The sequence below is a fragment of the Stenotrophomonas sp. K-6 genome (assembly GCF_056861555.1).
Map to the genome: position 1 here is coordinate 301,952 of NZ_JBSPUC010000003.1, position 15,661 is coordinate 317,612.

Consider the following 15,661-nt stretch of genomic DNA (forward strand, 5'->3'; position numbering starts at 1 on the left):
GTCGATCAGAATTCGGCGCTGCCCGGTGCGCGCGGGTAGGGGATCGCATCGCGGATGTTGCTCAGCCCGCAGACGTAGACCACCAGGCGCTCGAAGCCCAGGCCGAAACCGGCGTGCGGCACCGAACCGTAGCGGCGGAAATCGCGGTACCAGCCGTAGTGCGCCGGATCCAGGCCGAACTGCGCCATGCGCGCATCCAGCACATCCAGGCGCTCTTCGCGCTGGCTGCCGCCGATGATCTCGCCGATGCCCGGGGCCAGCACGTCCATCGCCGCGACGGTCTTGCCGTCGTCGTTCAGGCGCATGTAGAACGCCTTGATGTGCTCGGGGTAGTTGGTCACCACCACCGGGCGGCCGATGTGTTCTTCGGTCAGCCAGCGCTCGTGCTCGGTCTGCAGGTCCAGGCCCCATTCGACCGGGAAGTCGAATTTCTTGCCCGAGTTCTGCAGCAGCTTCACCGCTTCGGTGTAGTCGATCTGCTCGAACGGGGCGTTGATGAAACCTTCCAGCTTGGTGACCGCGTTCTTGTCCACGCGCTCGGCCAGGAAGGCCAGGTCATCGCCACGCTCATCGAGCACCGCGCGGAACAGGTACTTCAGGAACTGCTCGGCCAGGCGCGCGTCTTCGGCCAGATCGGCAAAGGCGATTTCCGGCTCGATCATCCAGAACTCGGCCAGATGGCGGGTGGTGTTGGAATTCTCGGCACGGAAGGTCGGGCCGAAGGTGTAGACCTTGCTCAGCGCCAGGCAGTAAGCCTCCACGTTCAGCTGGCCGGACACGGTCAGGAAGGTTTCCTTGCCGAAGAAATCGCGGCTGAAATCCACCTCGCCCTTGTCGTTGCGCGGCAGGTTGGCCATGTCCAGGGTCGAGACCCGGAACATCTGGCCGGCACCTTCGGCATCGGACGTGGTCACGATCGGGGTGCTGATCCAGTTGAAGCCGTTCTGGTGGAAGAAACGGTGCACGGCCTGGGCCAGACAGTTGCGGATGCGGGTGACCGCACCGAACAGGTTCGTGCGCGGGCGCAGGTGCGCCACTTCCCGCAGGAACTCCGGGCTCATCGGCTTGGGCTGGATCGGGTAGGTCAGTGGATCTTCGACCAGGCCGACGATCTCGATGTCGCTGGCCTGGATCTCGAAGGACTGACCCTTGCCCTGGGACTTGACCAGGGTGCCGCGGGCGATCACCGAGCAGCCCGGGGTCAGGCTCTTGATGTCGTCGAAATTGGCCAGGGTGTCATTGGCCACCACCTGGATGGGGGCGAAGCAGGAGCCATCGGTGACATTGACGAAGGCAAGCGCCGCAGAGCCGCGCACCGTGCGGACCCATCCGCGTACTGTTGCCTCGCCGCCTTCCGGGATCTTCCCGGCAAGCGCATGTTCAACGCTGACCACCGTCATGACTTGAATCCTCTGTTGATCGACTCGATCTCTGAACACGGAGTTTAACGGGTGCGGTGTTCGGCTTGCGAGGCATTTCTCGCGTCCGCCGGGGGCTGCGCGCGGTGTGAACCGCAGCTATGGCCGCCGAAGCCGGGCCGCGCCATACCCTCTATAATGATCACGATCCGCTGGAGTTGCCTGTCATGGCCGTAAGCCTTACCCCTGTTGCCTTTGCCCGTGTGCGCAAGTTCGTCGAGCAGACCCCCGGCGCGCTGGGCCTGCGTTTCGGCGTGACCCGCACCGGCTGTTCCGGCTGGGGCCACATCACCGATCTGGCCCGCGATGAGCGCGAGGGCGACACCGTCTTCGAGCAGGATGGGGTCCGCATCTATGTGGATGCCACTAGCCTGGGCCTAGTCGACGGCACCGAAATCGACTTCGGCAAGCACGGCCTGAGCGAGACCTTCACGTTCAGGAACCCGAACGCGACGGCTGAATGCGGCTGCGGCGAGAGCTTCACCACCGAGGCCGACAAGGCCTGATTCGCCCGCGCGCCGGGCCTGTTCCGCCTGCCCGGCTTGCCTGTAAGGCCTTCTGCTGCCACAATGCGCGGCTTCCTGCCTGATTCCGGGCAGGACCCTTGCCCCACCGCGTTCACCTGCGGGGGGCTGTCCGGCCCTCAAAGGGCCACATCCGAAAGGTAAAAACACATGAGTCGTCATTACGAAGTCGTGTTCCTGGTCCACCCGGACCAGAGCGAACAGGTCCCGGCCATGATCGAGCGCTACAAGGCGCTGGTCGAGAACGGCAACGGCACCATCCACCGTCTGGAAGATTGGGGCCGTCGTCAGCTGGCTTACCCGATCCAGAACCTGGTCAAGGCCCACTACGTCATGCTCAACATCGAGTGCGACCAGGCCGTGCTGAGCGAGCTGGTGGAAAGCTTCCGCTTCAACGACGCCGTGCTGCGCAACCTTGTCATCAAGCGTGACGAGGCTGACACCGAGCAGTCGCTGATCATGAAGAGCAAGGACGAGAAGGGCGACAAGCCCGAGCGTGGCGAGCGTCGTCGTCGTGATGACGAAGAAGGCGAAACCACCCCCGCCGCTGACAACGATGCCGGCGAAGACGCCGCTTCGGCCGCTTAAGGAGCACTGACATGTCCAAGTTCTTCCGTCGTCGCAAGTTCTGCAAGTTCACGGCCGAAGGTGTCAAGGAGATCGATTACAAGGATCTCAACACCCTGCGCCAGTACCTCACCGAGAACGGCAAGATCGTGCCGAGCCGCGTGACCGGTACCAAGTCGAAGTACCAGCGCCAGCTGGCAACGGCCGTCAAGCGCGCCCGTTTCCTGGCCCTGATTCCGTACACCGACAACCACGACGTCTGATGAAGGCGGGCGGCCTGTCGGTCGCCGCTTTCGCGGATCCGGCCGCCCGCGCTGCAAGGCGTCGGGCGGTTTTAAGGATTCGCCGTTCGGATATTCGGACAGCCATCCGCTGCGGGGCCTGAGCCTCGCTAACGAATACATATTTGGAGCTACACCATGAAGCTGATTCTTCTTCAGAAGGTCACCAACCTCGGCGGTCTGGGCGATCTGGTCGACGTGAAGCCGGGCTACGGCCGCAACTTCCTCGTTCCGACCGGCAAGGCCGTTCCGGCCACCGCGACCAACGTGGCTGAGTTCGAAGCCAAGCGCGCTGATTACGAAGCCAAGGCCCAGTCGATCCACGCTGACGCCGAAGCCCGCAAGGCGAAGCTGGAAGGCAAGAGCGTCACGATCGCTGCGAACGCGTCGACCGAAGGCAAGCTGTACGGTTCGGTTGGCCCGCGCGATATCGCCGAAGCCTTCACCGCTGCCGGCCTGCCGCTGGAAAAAAGCGAAGTGATCCTGGGCGAAGGCGCCTTCCGCAACGTGGGCGAGTACGAGGTGACTGTTCACCTGCACGCCGACGTGGAAACCACCGTCAAGGTGGTTGTGGAAGCCGAAAAGGCCTGATCCCTGCCGAAAGGCAGGAGTCACTGAAACGGGTGCCCGCGAGGGCGCCCGTTTTTGTTTTTGGCGGTAGCAACGGCAACGGCAACGGCAACGGCAACGGCAACGGCTTGGCGCCTTGATGACATCAGGGGGAGGGCGCCGGGTAGCCTGGGCCGGGACCCGCCGTAAACCCGTCCATGGGGGCTCGAAATGCGCCATCCATGGCGCATTACGGTCCCAGCCCAGGCTACCCGGCACCCTCCAGCCAAGTATCCCGTCCGGGCGGTGGGAAGAGCTGGCTTCCGGTGGCTGTGGCGGGCGGTGCCCAAGTCGGCATGCTCCGGGTCCAGGCCCAGGTAGATCCACGCTCTTGCTTTCCGTACCGCCCCAGCCGCGCATGGCGTGGCTTTACCCCCGCTTCAAATGGATGGGTTCACGGCGGGTCCCGCGACCCCACCCACGCCGTCCCGCCACGCACTAACCTGAAATGCCGCTTCTGCCTTGGCTCCAGCTCCAGCTAAGCCCAACATCCACACCCGCAGCCCGCTGAACACCCGCCCCGTTATACTCAGGCTATCGCGTCGCCCCCAGGACCATTGAAGCCCTGCAACATCAATGGTTTGAAGGGTAAATCCGCTCCGTAATCCACCATGGTGGGGGTCGTTTCAGGCCTTCGCCCGGAAAACCATCACGCCATGCGTCTGTCCACGATCAAGCTGTCCGGATTCAAATCCTTCGTCGATCCGACCACGCTGCACCTGCCGACCAACATGACCGGCGTGGTGGGGCCCAATGGCTGTGGCAAATCCAACATCATCGACGCCGTGCGCTGGGTCATGGGCGAAAGCTCCGCCAGCCGCCTGCGCGGCGACTCGCTCACCGACGTCATCTTCTCCGGCTCCTCCGCCCGCAAGCCTGTCTCGCAGGCCACCGTCGAACTGATCTTCGACAACACCGACCACACCATCTCCGGCGAGTACGCCTCGTTCAACGAGATCTCGGTCAAGCGCCAGGTCAGCCGCGACGGCAGCAGCAACTATTACCTCAACGGCACCAAATGCCGCCGGCGCGACATCACCGATCTGTTTCTCGGCACCGGCCTGGGGCCGCGCAGCTACTCGATCATCGAGCAGGGCATGATCAGCCAGATCATCGAGGCCCGGCCAGAAGACCTGCGTGTGTACCTGGAAGAGGCCGCCGGCATCTCCAAGTACAAAGAGCGCCGCAAGGAAACCGAAACCCGTATCCGCCACACCCGCGAAAACCTGGATCGCCTCGGCGATCTTCGCGAGGAAATCGGCAAGCAGCTCGAGCATCTCAAGCGCCAAGCGCGGCAGGCCGAGCAATACCAGGCGCTGCAGGAAGAACGCAAGATCAAGGACGCCGAGTGGAAGGCGCTGGAATACCGCGGCCTGGATGGGCGCCTGGGCGGCCTGCGCGAAGCGCTGTCGCGCGAGGAAACGCGTCTGCAGCAGTTGATCGCCGAACAGCGTGACGCCGAAGCCCGTATCGAAACCAGCCGCCTGCGCCGCGAAGAAGCCTCCGATGCGCTCAATACCGCGCAGGCCGAGGTGTACCAGGTCGGCAGCACGCTGGCCCGACTGGAACAGCAGATCCATCACCAGCGCGAGATGTCGCAGCGCTTGAACAAGGCGCGCGATGAGGCACAGCAGGCGCTGGCCGATCTGGGTCAACACATCAGTGGCGATGAGGCCAAGCTGATGGTGTTGCGCGAGGCGGTGGACGATGCCGAGCCGCGCCTGGAGCAGTTGCAGGAAGAAAACGAAATCAAGCAGGAAGCCCTGCGCGATGCCGAGGCGCGGCTGGCCGATTGGCAGCAGCGCTGGGAAGCCCATACCCGCAATACCTCGGAAGCCTCGCGCGCCGGTGAAGTCGAGCGCACCCGCGTGGACTATCTGGACCGCCAGGTGCTGGAAGCCGACCGCCGTCGCGAGTCGCTGCAGGCCGAGCGCGCCGGGTTGGATCTGGACGCATTGGCCGAGGTGTTCGAGGAGCTGCATATCCAGCACGAGACCCAGAAGGCCTCACTGGACACACTCAACGAGCAGGTGGAAGAACGCAAACTTGCCGTGGCCGGGCTGCAGGATCGCCAGCGCACCGGGCAGACCGAGCTGGCCGAGATCCGCAAGCAGGCCCAGGCCGCACGCGGCCGGTTGTCCTCGCTGGAAACCCTGCAGCAGGCCGCCTTGGGTCAGGAGCAGGGTGCCGCCGTGGCATGGCTGAAGGCACGGGGGCTGGACTCCGGTGCGCGCGTCGGCGAGCGCCTGACCGTGGAAAGCGGCTGGGAGAACGCCGTGGAAAGCGCGCTCGGTCAGCTGATCGAGGGTGTGCTGGTCGATTCCCCGGAGTCACTGGTCGATGCGCTGAGCGAACTTGGCGAAGGCCGCATCGCGCTGGTGTCGGCCGAACAGGAGGCGCTGACCGTTGCGCCGACGTCGCTGGCGGCGAAGGTGCAGGGCCCGACCGCGATCCGTCGCCTGCTGGCGCGCCTGCACGCGGCCGACGATCTTGCGTCGGCGCGTGCACTGCAGGCCACGCTGGGTGACGGCGACTCGGTGATTACCCGCGGTGGCGAGCGCTTGGGCGAGGGCTGGGTGCGCGTGTCGCGCTCCGGTGCCGCGAAGCAGGGCGCGCTGCTGCGTGAGCGAGAGATCGTTACCCTGCGCGAGCAGATTGAAACGCTGCAGGACCGCGAAGCGGCCCTGGAACAGCAGCTGGCCGGATTCCGTGACCAGTTGCTGGCCGGCGAGCAGCAGCGCGAGGACGCACAGCGCCAGTTGTACCTGGCCCATCGCAGCGTCTCCGAACTTGGTGGTCAGCTGCAGAGTCAGCAGGGCAAGGTGGAGGCTGCACGCACCCGCATCGATCGCATCGAAGGCGAACTGGTGCAGCTGCTGGAAACGCTGGATGCCGGCCGCGAGCAGGTGCGTGAAGCACGCGCGCGGCTGGACGATGCAGTGACCAGCATGGGCGATCTGGAGTCGGTCCGCGCCGCGCTGGAGGGTGAGCGCCGCCAGTTCACCGATGCCCGTGATCAGGCGCGCGATCAGGCACGCAACGTACGCGAAGCGGCGCATTCGCTGGCCCTGACCCTGGAATCGCAACGCGCGCAGATTGCATCGTTGAGCCAGGCGCTGGAGCGCATGAGCACTCAGCGAGGCCAGTTGGACACGCGTCTGGGTGAGCTGCACTCGCAGCTGGATGAAGGTGATTCGCCGGTCAAGGCGCTGGAAGCCGAGCATCAGAACGCGCTTGGTGAGCGGGTGCGCGCCGACCGTGTGTTGGGTGAGGCGCGCACGTTGCTGGATGGCATCGATGCCGAGTTGCGCACTTTCGAACAGACGCGCCACCAGCGCGACGAACAGGCACTTGCGCAGCGCGAGCGGATTTCCCAGCGCAAACTCGACCAGCAGGCGCTGGTGCTCAGTGCCGACCAGCTGTCGGCCTCGGTGGAGAAGGCCGGCTTCGTGCTGCAGGACGTGATCAACGGCCTGCCCGAGGATGCGCGCATCACCGATTGGGAACAGACGGTCCATCAGATCGACGGCCGCATGCGTCGCCTGGAGCCGGTGAACCTGGCCGCCATCCAGGAATATGGCGAGGCCTCACAGCGTTCGGAGTATCTGGACGCGCAGAACACCGACCTCACCACCGCGCTGGAAACGCTGGAAGATGCCATCCGCAAGATCGACCGCGAAACCCGCGGCCGCTTCAAGGACACCTTCGACCGGGTCAATGCCGGCGTCCAGCAGCTGTATCCGCGACTGTTCGGCGGCGGCCACGCGTACCTTGAGCTGACAGGTGAAGACCTGCTCGACACCGGTGTTGCGATCATGGCGCGGCCGCCGGGCAAGCGGGTGTCGAGCATCTCGCTGCTGTCCGGTGGCGAGAAGGCGATGACCGCGGTGGCGCTGGTGTTTGCGATCTTCCAGCTCAACCCAGCGCCGTTCTGCCTGCTGGACGAGGTGGACGCGCCGCTGGACGAAGCCAACGTCGGCCGCCTGGCCAACATGGTCAAGGAAATGAGCGAGAAGGTTCAGTTCCTGTTTGTCAGCCACAACAAGGCCACGATGGAGGCAGCACACCAGCTTTCCGGCGTGACCATGCGCGAACCGGGCGTCAGCCGACTGGTCAGTGTCGACCTGGAGGAAGCCGCGCGATTGGCGGGCGCGGCGTGACGTGCCATCCTTAAGTACCTGAATGATTTAGCCGGAGAACTTCCCGAATGTCCGACATGGCACTGCTCCGCATCGGCATCCTGGCCGCCGGCCTGCTGTTGATCGCTGCGATCTTCCTGTTTGGCCGTCCAAAAAAGAAAGTGCAGGGCCGCCGCGTCGAAGGTGCTGAAGGCACCAACGGCCAGCGCCGCGAGCCCGTACTGGGCGAGGGCGAAGCCCCGGCCGAGGGCGCTGCGCCCGTCGTCGGCGAAGATGGCGTGACCCAGCCCGAACTCGGTCTGCCCGAGGTGGATGCTGGCCCGGCCAGTGACCTTGGCAAGCGCGCCACCCAGGATTTCGACAAGATCGTCTCGCTGTTCGTCGCCGCCCGTGCGGGCGAGCAGCTGCGTGGCGAAGACATTGTGGTCGCCGCGGAAAAGACCGGCCTGGTATTCGGCCACATGAATGTCTTCCATCGCCTGGTCGAAGGCCACCCGGAGCGCGGCCCGATCTTCTCGATGGCCAGCATCATGAAGCCGGGTAGTTTCGACATGGCCAACATCCGCGAGATGGAAACGCCGGCGATCGCCTTCTTCCTGACCCTGCCGGCACCGCTGACCGCGCTGGATGCCTGGGAAAAGATGCTGCCGACCGTGCAGCGCATGGGCGAGCTGCTGGACGGCGTGGTACTCGATGACAGCCGCAACGCATTGGGCCGCCAGCGCATCGCGCACATCCGCGACGAGCTGCGTGCCTACGACCGCCAGCATCAGGCCCCGCCGCTCACCAAAGCACCGCGCTGGTGATGAAGTGGAGCCGACCAACGGTCGGCTCTACCCGTTCTCGCTGACCACGACCTCGAACGCCTCACGGAACCGCGCCATCTCGGCGGCGGTCCCGACGGTCACGCGCACGCGCTGCGGCCAGATCGGCCAGCTGCGGCCGATCACCACGCCGCGCGCGGCCATGGCGGCAGAGAAGGCGGCGCCGTCACGCTGCACATCGACCACGAAGCAGTTCGCTTCCGACGGCACGCACGCAAAGCCGCGCTTGCCCAGCCACGCAACGGTGTCCTGCCGAACCAGCGCATTCTCCGCCCTGCGCTGCGCGATCAGCCCGGGATCACGCAGGCTCGCCAGGCCTGCCGCCATCGCCGTGACCGGTAGGGGGTTGTCGCCGAGGCTGGCCAGTTCCTTCAGCCGATCCGGATGCGCGGCCGCCACACCCAGGCGCAGTCCGGCCATGCCGTAGAGCTTGGAGAAGGTGCGCAGCACGATCACATCGTCGCGTTGCATCACTTGGGCGATCACCGAGCGCTGCCCGCTGTACTGCAGGTAGGCTTCGTCGACCAGCACCCGGGTCTGCGCGGGCTTGTTGGACAGCAGCCAGGCGATGTCGGTGGCGGAGGTGATCGAGCCGGTGGGATTGTTGGGGTTGCAGAGATACAGCAGCCCGGCGTTGACCCGCGCGGCGGCAGCGGCCATTGCGCGCACGTCGTGCGCACCGTCCGCACGCAAGGGCACCTTGGCCACGGTGGCCCCGCGCGCAGCAGCAAGATCGCCCAGCGCTTCGAAGGTCGGATCAGCGACGACCAGCCCGGCTGTCGCCGAGGTCCATACGACGGCCGCCCGGTTCAGCGGTTCGCTCGAACCGGGATAGAACCGCACGCGATCCTTGCCGATGCCTTCCTGCTGGGCGAACAGGTCGCGCAGCTCGCCGGCCAGTGCGAACAGATACCGCCCGCTGCCGGCGACGATGTCGCGTGCCGCGGCCTGCGCGGCGGGCGACGGCCCATACGGGCATTCGTTGAAGTTCAGCAGCACCGGTCCTGTGCTGGCCGGGAGCGCGCGCGAGGGCGCAGCCGATGCAGGCAGTGCCCCCAGGCCGGACAACGCCAGACCGGTACCGGCCAGTTGCAGGAACGAGCGACGGGAAGCGGCAAGGGCAGGGGGCACGGTGCACCGGCAGAAAGGGGTTCGGCGCAACCTAACGCCACTGCGAACCGGCGGCAAGCGTTCTTCACTGCGCGCAGGAGCGGGGGGAGGGGTAAAATTGACCGCCCCACCAGGATCGCCTTCCGCATGACCCCCAGCCCCGCCGCACGTGCCGATGTCCTGCGCCGCCAGATCGAGGATGCCGGCAAGGCATACCACGAGCGCGACGAGCAGCTGATTCCTGACGTCGAGTACGACCTGCTGGTGCGGGAGCTGGAGGCGATCGAACAGGCGCACCCGGAGCTGGCCGCGGCCGACTCGCCCACCCGGCAGGTCGGTGGCAAGGCCTCTTCGCGCTTCGCCGAGGTCCGCCACGCGGTGCCGATGCTGTCGCTGGGCAACGCCTTCAGCGATGAGGAGGTCCAGGATTTCGTGCGCCGCATCGGCGAGCGCCTGCGCCGCAGCACGCTGCATTTTTCCGCCGAACCCAAACTCGACGGTCTGGCGATCAGCTTGCGCTACGAGAACGGCCGCTTCGTACAGGGCGCAACCCGGGGCGATGGCGCCACCGGTGAAGATGTCAGTGCCAACCTGCGCCAGATCAGTGTGATCCCGCAGACGCTCAACGGCGAAGGCTGGCCCGAAGTGCTGGAAGTGCGTGGTGAGGTCTATATGGCCCGCGTCGATTTCGAGGCCTACAACGCCGATGCCCGCCTGCATGACGGCAAGGTGCTGGCCAATCCGCGCAACGCCGCGGCCGGCTCGCTGCGCCAGCTGGATCCGAAGATGAGCGCCAAGCGCAAGCTCAGTTTCTACGCCTATGGCATCGGCGAGGTCGACGGCGGTGAACTGCCGCCCACCCACTCGGCCACACTCGCCCAGCTGCGTGCATGGGGCTTTCCGGTCAGCGACCTGTGCCAGGTGGTGGAAGGCGCGGACGGGCTGCTCGCTTACTACCGTGATATCGGCGAGTGCCGCGATGGCCTGGCGTTCGATATCGACGGCGTTGTCTACAAGCTCGATGACCGCGCCGGCCAGGAGCAGATGGGCTTCGTTGCGCGCGCCCCGCGCTGGGCGATCGCGCACAAGTTCCCGGCGCAGGAACAGACCACCACGGTGGAGGCGATCGAGATCCAGATCGGCCGCACGGGCGCGGCAACCCCGGTGGCGCGTCTGGCGCCGGTCGCGGTGGCTGGTGTGATCGTCTCCAACGCGACGCTGCACAACGCCGATCAGATCGCGCGTCTGGATGTCCGCGTGGGCGATACGGTGATCGTGCGTCGCGCCGGCGATGTGATCCCGGAAGTGGTCAGCGTGATCGCCGACCGTCGCCCCGCCGGTACTACCCCGTGGCAGATGCCGTCGCAGTGCCCGGTGTGCGGTGCGGAGATCGTCCGCGAAGAGGGTGAGGCCGCCTGGCGCTGCTCGGGTGAGCTGAGCTGTCCCGCGCAGCGCAAGGAAGCCATCGCGCACTTCGCTTCGCGCCGTGCGATGGATATCGACGGTCTGGGCGGCAAGTACATCGAGACGCTGGTCGATGCGGGCATCGTGCGTGGCGTGGCCGATCTGTATCGCCTGCAGCGCGACCAACTGCTGCAGCTGAAACTGGTGCTGGATGCCGAGTCGCCCGAGGCCCTGGCCAGCCAGATCGCGCTGCACCTGCCGCCGGAAGGCAGTGGCGATTACCTGCGTGGCATTCTCAAGCTCGATGCCAGCGATGAGTCGTGGCGCGCGCAGGCGCTGGCGATGCCGGCCACGTTCGCCTGGAACACGAAGAAGATCGCGACCAAGTGGGCCGACAACCTGATCGCAGCGATCGACGCCAGCCGCACCACGACGCTGGAACGCCTGCTGTTCGCGCTCGGCATCGAACACGTGGGCGAGAGCACCGCCAAGGCCCTGGCAACCTGGTTCGGTGATCTGGAGCTGATCCGGCACCTGCCTTGGCCGCTGTTCAAGCGCGTGCCGGACATCGGTGGCGAAGTCGCACGCTCGCTCGGCCACTTCTTCGAGCAGGCCGGCAACCAGGAGGCGATCGATGCACTGTTGCAGGTCGGCCAGGTGCGGATCAGCGATGTGCATCCGCCGATCGCCAAGCTGCGCGAGGGTCTGGATTTCGCGCAGCTGCTGGTCGAGGCAGAGATTCCGGGCATCACCCGCCTGCGCGCCGAGAAGCTGGTGGCGATGCTGCCCGACGCTGCCTCGGTGCTGGATGCCGAGCCGGTGCGCTTCGTGGCCGCCGGCCTGCCCAACGAAGTGGCCATGGGCCTTGCCGACTGGCTGGACCGCGAAGGCCATGGTCCGATGCTGCTCAAGGCCGAGGACTACCGTCAGAGGCTGCTGGCCTTGGCGCCGGAACAGGCCGAACAGGTTGCCGGTCCGCTGGAGGGCCAGACCGCTGTCCTGACCGGCACGCTGACGCAGATGAACCGTGACGAGGCCAAGGCGCGGCTGGAAGCGCTGGGCGCCAAGGTGGCCGGCAGTGTCTCCAGGAAGACGTCCTTCGTGGTCGCCGGTGCCGAGGCCGGTTCCAAGCTGACCAAGGCGCAGGAGCTGGGTGTTCCGGTCTGGGACGAAGACCAGCTGGTGGCCTTCCTGGCGCAGCACTGAATCTGTCGCGGGGCCGCCGTGCCCCGCGCTTCGTCCTTCCAAGAGAAACCGCATGCATACCGCCCCCCTCGATTTCCGCCTGGCCACCGTGGCCGACACCGCGCTGCTGATCGGGCTGATGCGTGATTTCTACGCGGAAGACAAACTCGATTTCGACGACACCCGCGTGCGCAGGGCCCTCGCGTCGCTGCTGGAAGATCCGCGCAACGGTGAAGTGCTGTTGTGGCTGGACGAGGCGGGCAGCGTGGTCGGCTACGGCGCGCTGGCGATGGGCTTCAGCCTGGAGCAGGGCGGTCACTTCGCGCTGCTGGACGAGCTGTACCTGAGCCACGCCGCACGCGGCCGCGGCCGCGGCAAGCAGGCGTTGGCCATCCTGGAACAGCGTGCGAACGCACGCGGCGTGGAACGCATGCGGCTGGAAGTGAACCACCACAACGAACTGGCGCGCCGGCTGTACCTGGCCACCGGCTATGTGGATGACACCCGTGACCTGCTGACCCTGCCGCTTGCGCAGCGCCTGAAGGACGCGCGCGCATGATCGCCGCGCTGCGGCAGCGTGCCGCGCTCAATGCACTGATCCGCAGCTTCTTCGCCGCGCGCAATGTGCTGGAGGTGGAAACGCCGATCCTGTCCGCAGCCGGCAACACCGAACCGAACATCGACAGTTTCCACACCCCTTTCAGTGGGCACGTCGATGCGGGCACGCCGCAACGCTGGCTGCGCACTTCCCCGGAGTTTCCGCTCAAGCGGTTGCTCGCCGCCGGGGTGGGGGACTGTTACGAACTCGGCCGCGTGTTCCGTAATGGCGAGGCGGGGGGGCGCCACAACCCCGAGTTCACCATGCTGGAGTGGTATCGGGTCGGTTGGGATCACCATCGATTGATCGACGAGACGGCCGAGCTGGTGCGCGCGGCGCTGCACCTGGTCCAGCGCGAGGCCACCGTGGAGGTGATCGATTACCGCGGTCTTTACCAGCGGCACGTTGGGCTGGACCCGTTCGAGGCCAGCCTGGACCAGCTGCAGGCACCGCTGGCCGACGTCCGCATCGATGCCGAGGGGCTCACCCGCGACGATTGGCTCGATCTGCTGATGACCCATTGCATCCAACCGCACTTCTGTGACGACACGATGACGGTGGTGCACGATTGGCCAGCCACGCAGGCGGCACTGGCGCGGATTCGTCCGGGGGCGCCGGCGTTGGCCGAGCGCTTCGAGCTCTACCTGGGCAGTGTGGAGCTGGCCAACGGCTATCACGAGCTGAACGATGCGGCTGAGCAACGTGCCCGTTTCGAGCGCGACCATGCGATCCGCACCGCACGGGGCGACGTGCTGCCGCCGCTGGATGAACACCTGCTGGCGGCCCTGCCGGCGCTGCCCGATTGCGCAGGCGTCGCGGTCGGCGTGGACCGCCTGTTGATGGCGATGAACCGCACCGGCCGGATCGCCGACGTGCTGGCCTTCGATTTCGCCCGGGCGTGAGCTGTTCTTGACGCATTCGCGTCTTGCACGGGCTGCATGATGATGCTCTGATCACACGGGATGTCCCAAGGTGGTCGTGTGATCGTTCAAGCGTGGCGGGGATCGTGTTGATGAAGCTGTTGTCAGGCGCGGGCATGCCCCTGTGGCCGGTGTTGCTGTGGACTGCGCTGATGCCGGAGACGGCGCTCGCGCAGCCGGGCGGATATGCCGGCGAAGTGGTGCGATGCGAATCACGCGACATGGAGTGGGTGCACTGCGACATCCCCACCGAACGCGGCGTCGATCTGATCCGCCAGCTTTCCGACAACAGCTGTGTGCGTGGTTCGGAGTGGGGCACTGACCGTTCCGGTATCTGGGTCACGCTGGGCTGCCGCGCCGAGTTCCGCGCACGGACTGCCGTTGCTGCCACCCGCGCCGATGGCGAACGCCGCACCCGCCGCGTGGTGCGCTGCGAATCCAATGGTCGCCCGCAGAGTTGTCCGGTCGTCCTGCAGGGCGCGCCGGTCCGTCTGCTTCGCCAGCTCACCTCGCTGCCGTGCCGCGAAGGTCACAGCTGGGGCTATCGCCGCAATGAGATCTGGGTGACCCGCGGCTGCCAGGGCGAGTTTGAAGTGGGGGCCGCCGATGGCAGTGGCTTCCTCAACGTACCGCGCATCCTGGTCTGCGAGTCCAAGTCGCGCCAGCGCCGGTTCTGTGGTGCCGGGATCACCCACGGTGTCACGCTCAACAAGCAGCTGTCCGGCACGCCCTGCGAGCAGGGCAGCAGCTGGGGCTGGGACAGCCGTGGGGTCTGGGTGGACAAGGGCTGCCGCGCCGAATTCGCGGTCAACTGAGCGCCCGATTCCGCGTGCAACGGCGCGCCGTTACAATGGTCGGATGAACGCATCCACCGACATCGATTACGCCCGCTACGACCATATCCGCCCCATCCTGTGGACCGGCGAGAGCCTGCAGCTGCTCGATCAGCGCAAACTGCCGTTCATCGTCGAGCACGTGGAGTGCCGCGACAGCGACGCGGTCGCCGAAGCAATCCATGCGCTGACCGTGCGCGGCGCGCCGGCCATCGGCATTGCCGCTGCCTGGGGTGTGGTGCTGGCGGCCAATGAGGTACAGGCCGACGACGGCGCGCAGGCACTGCTGAAGCTCGAACCTGCCTTGCAGCGCCTCAACGCCTCGCGGCCGACCGCCGTCAACCTGGCCTGGGCGCTGGCCCGCATGCGTCGCGTGCTGGCCCCGGCCGGGGCGGACTGGCGCCAGGTGCTGGCTGCCGAGGCGCAGGCCATCGCCGAGGAAGACCTGGCCGCCAACCGCCACATGGGCGCGCTGGGTGCAGGCCTGATCGACGCTGGCAGCGGCGTGCTGACCCACTGCAATACCGGCTCGCTGGCTACCGCCGGGTTCGGTACCGCCCTGGGTGTCATCCGCGCCGGTATGGCCCAGCACCGCATCGCCCGTGTGTTCGCCGGCGAGACCCGGCCGTGGCTGCAGGGCGCGCGCCTGACCGTGTGGGAGCTGCAGCAGGACGGCATCGACGCCACCCTGATCGCCGATTCGGCCGCGTCGCACCTGATGAAGACCGGCGCGGTGCAGTGGGTCATCGTGGGTGCGGACCGCATCTGCGCCAATGGCGATACCGCCAACAAGATCGGCACCTACCAGCTGGCCATCGCCGCCCGCCACCACGGGGTGAAGTTCATGGTGGTGGCGCCGTCCTCCACGGTGGACATGGACACCGCCGATGGCGAGCAGATCGAGATCGAGCAGCGCGACCCGGGCGAGCTGTACGGCGTGGGCGGGACCCGCACCGTGGCCGAGGGCATCGCCGCCTGGAACCCGGTGTTCGATGTCACCCCGGGCAGCCTGATCGATGCCATCGTGACCGAGCGCGGGGTGATCCTGAACCCGACGGTGGCCAATATGCAGGCTGCATTCGGATAAGCCCCAGCACTGGCGCGTTGCGGCTGCCCCCTTGCCCAGGGGGCTCCCCTGCTGGATACCTGCGGCCGTGCCGCCCGCTGGCCGGCAATGCTCCCGTAAGTTCCTGATTCTTGCCGGTAAAACCCCCGTAAAAGCGGGCGGAAAATGGCCCGCTGTGGTAGA

The 15,661-nt window shown here is 66.4% G+C and carries 13 protein-coding genes; 11 read left to right on the forward strand and 2 right to left on the reverse strand.

Annotation, left to right across the window (positions count from 1 at the left end):
* Window positions 1–5: 5 nt before the first annotated feature.
* The gene (asnS, locus tag AC13F7_RS11760; protein ID WP_481470677.1) at window positions 6–1,400 is read right to left on the reverse strand and encodes an asparagine--tRNA ligase; all 1,395 of its coding nucleotides are present in this window, start codon (window positions 1,398–1,400) and stop codon (window positions 6–8) included.
* 185 nt (window positions 1,401–1,585) lie between these two features.
* Here asnS and AC13F7_RS11765 point away from each other — a divergent pair, with 185 nt between their 5' ends.
* The 6 genes from AC13F7_RS11765 (at window position 1,586) to zipA (ending at window position 8,344) form a co-directional block, all read left to right on the forward strand.
* Window positions 1,586–1,924, forward strand: a complete 339-nt coding sequence (locus AC13F7_RS11765) for a HesB/IscA family protein (RefSeq protein WP_481470683.1) — start codon at window positions 1,586–1,588, stop codon at window positions 1,922–1,924.
* Window positions 1,925–2,092: 168 nt separating this feature from the next.
* Window positions 2,093–2,530: a 30S ribosomal protein S6 gene (gene rpsF / locus AC13F7_RS11770; RefSeq protein ID WP_346470754.1), complete on the forward strand. Its 438-nt coding sequence runs from the start codon at window positions 2,093–2,095 to the stop codon at window positions 2,528–2,530.
* 11 nt (window positions 2,531–2,541) lie between these two features.
* A complete protein-coding gene (gene rpsR, locus AC13F7_RS11775) occupies window positions 2,542–2,772 on the forward strand; it encodes a 30S ribosomal protein S18 (RefSeq protein WP_002804494.1) in 231 nt (76 codons plus the stop codon).
* Window positions 2,773–2,928: 156 nt separating this feature from the next.
* Entirely contained in the window at window positions 2,929–3,381 is a 453-nt protein-coding gene (gene rplI / locus AC13F7_RS11780) for a 50S ribosomal protein L9 (RefSeq protein ID WP_123729653.1), read from the forward strand.
* A gap of 674 nt (window positions 3,382–4,055) precedes the next feature.
* Window positions 4,056–7,559 carry a chromosome segregation protein SMC gene (gene smc, locus AC13F7_RS11785; protein WP_483000492.1) on the forward strand — a complete coding sequence of 1,168 codons (3,504 nt, stop codon included), beginning with the start codon at window positions 4,056–4,058 and terminating at the stop codon, window positions 7,557–7,559.
* 47 nt (window positions 7,560–7,606) lie between these two features.
* The gene (zipA, locus tag AC13F7_RS11790) at window positions 7,607–8,344 is read left to right on the forward strand and encodes a cell division protein ZipA (protein ID WP_481470675.1); all 738 of its coding nucleotides are present in this window, start codon (window positions 7,607–7,609) and stop codon (window positions 8,342–8,344) included.
* A 27-nt stretch (window positions 8,345–8,371) separates the two neighbouring features.
* Here the strand turns inward: zipA and AC13F7_RS11795 are convergent, their stop codons facing one another.
* Window positions 8,372–9,493, reverse strand: coding sequence for a pyridoxal phosphate-dependent aminotransferase (locus tag AC13F7_RS11795; protein ID WP_483000495.1), 1,122 nt, complete (start codon window positions 9,491–9,493; stop codon window positions 8,372–8,374).
* A gap of 126 nt (window positions 9,494–9,619) precedes the next feature.
* Here AC13F7_RS11795 and ligA point away from each other — a divergent pair, with 126 nt between their 5' ends.
* From ligA to mtnA, 5 genes are all read left to right on the forward strand, one after another.
* On the forward strand, window positions 9,620–12,082 hold the full coding sequence (gene ligA, locus AC13F7_RS11800; RefSeq protein ID WP_483000497.1) for an NAD-dependent DNA ligase LigA: 2,463 nt from the start codon (window positions 9,620–9,622) through the stop codon (window positions 12,080–12,082).
* A gap of 52 nt (window positions 12,083–12,134) precedes the next feature.
* Window positions 12,135–12,620 carry an N-acetyltransferase family protein gene (locus AC13F7_RS11805; protein WP_481470672.1) on the forward strand — a complete coding sequence of 162 codons (486 nt, stop codon included), beginning with the start codon at window positions 12,135–12,137 and terminating at the stop codon, window positions 12,618–12,620.
* Entirely contained in the window at window positions 12,617–13,561 is a 945-nt protein-coding gene (gene epmA / locus AC13F7_RS11810; RefSeq protein ID WP_483000499.1) for an EF-P lysine aminoacylase EpmA, read from the forward strand. The genes AC13F7_RS11805 and epmA overlap by 4 nt, the downstream gene beginning before the upstream one ends.
* A gap of 134 nt (window positions 13,562–13,695) precedes the next feature.
* Window positions 13,696–14,394: a DUF3011 domain-containing protein gene (locus AC13F7_RS11815; protein ID WP_481470682.1), complete on the forward strand. Its 699-nt coding sequence runs from the start codon at window positions 13,696–13,698 to the stop codon at window positions 14,392–14,394.
* A 43-nt stretch (window positions 14,395–14,437) separates the two neighbouring features.
* Window positions 14,438–15,499, forward strand: a complete 1,062-nt coding sequence (mtnA, locus tag AC13F7_RS11820; RefSeq protein WP_481470670.1) for an S-methyl-5-thioribose-1-phosphate isomerase — start codon at window positions 14,438–14,440, stop codon at window positions 15,497–15,499.
* The last annotated feature ends 162 nt before the right edge of the window (window positions 15,500–15,661 follow it).

Coding starts and splice junctions, on each gene's coding strand:
- asnS (WP_481470677.1), bottom strand. CDS start 1,400: ATGACGGTGGTCAGCGTTGAACATGCGCTTGCCGGGAAGATCCCGGAA.
- AC13F7_RS11765 (WP_481470683.1), top strand. CDS start 1,586: ATGGCCGTAAGCCTTACCCCTGTTGCCTTTGCCCGTGTGCGCAAGTTC.
- rpsF (WP_346470754.1), top strand. CDS start 2,093: ATGAGTCGTCATTACGAAGTCGTGTTCCTGGTCCACCCGGACCAGAGC.
- rpsR (WP_002804494.1), top strand. CDS start 2,542: ATGTCCAAGTTCTTCCGTCGTCGCAAGTTCTGCAAGTTCACGGCCGAA.
- rplI (WP_123729653.1), top strand. CDS start 2,929: ATGAAGCTGATTCTTCTTCAGAAGGTCACCAACCTCGGCGGTCTGGGC.
- smc (WP_483000492.1), top strand. CDS start 4,056: ATGCGTCTGTCCACGATCAAGCTGTCCGGATTCAAATCCTTCGTCGAT.
- zipA (WP_481470675.1), top strand. CDS start 7,607: ATGTCCGACATGGCACTGCTCCGCATCGGCATCCTGGCCGCCGGCCTG.
- ligA (WP_483000497.1), top strand. CDS start 9,620: ATGACCCCCAGCCCCGCCGCACGTGCCGATGTCCTGCGCCGCCAGATC.
- AC13F7_RS11805 (WP_481470672.1), top strand. CDS start 12,135: ATGCATACCGCCCCCCTCGATTTCCGCCTGGCCACCGTGGCCGACACC.
- epmA (WP_483000499.1), top strand. CDS start 12,617: ATGATCGCCGCGCTGCGGCAGCGTGCCGCGCTCAATGCACTGATCCGC.
- AC13F7_RS11815 (WP_481470682.1), top strand. CDS start 13,696: ATGCCCCTGTGGCCGGTGTTGCTGTGGACTGCGCTGATGCCGGAGACG.
- mtnA (WP_481470670.1), top strand. CDS start 14,438: ATGAACGCATCCACCGACATCGATTACGCCCGCTACGACCATATCCGC.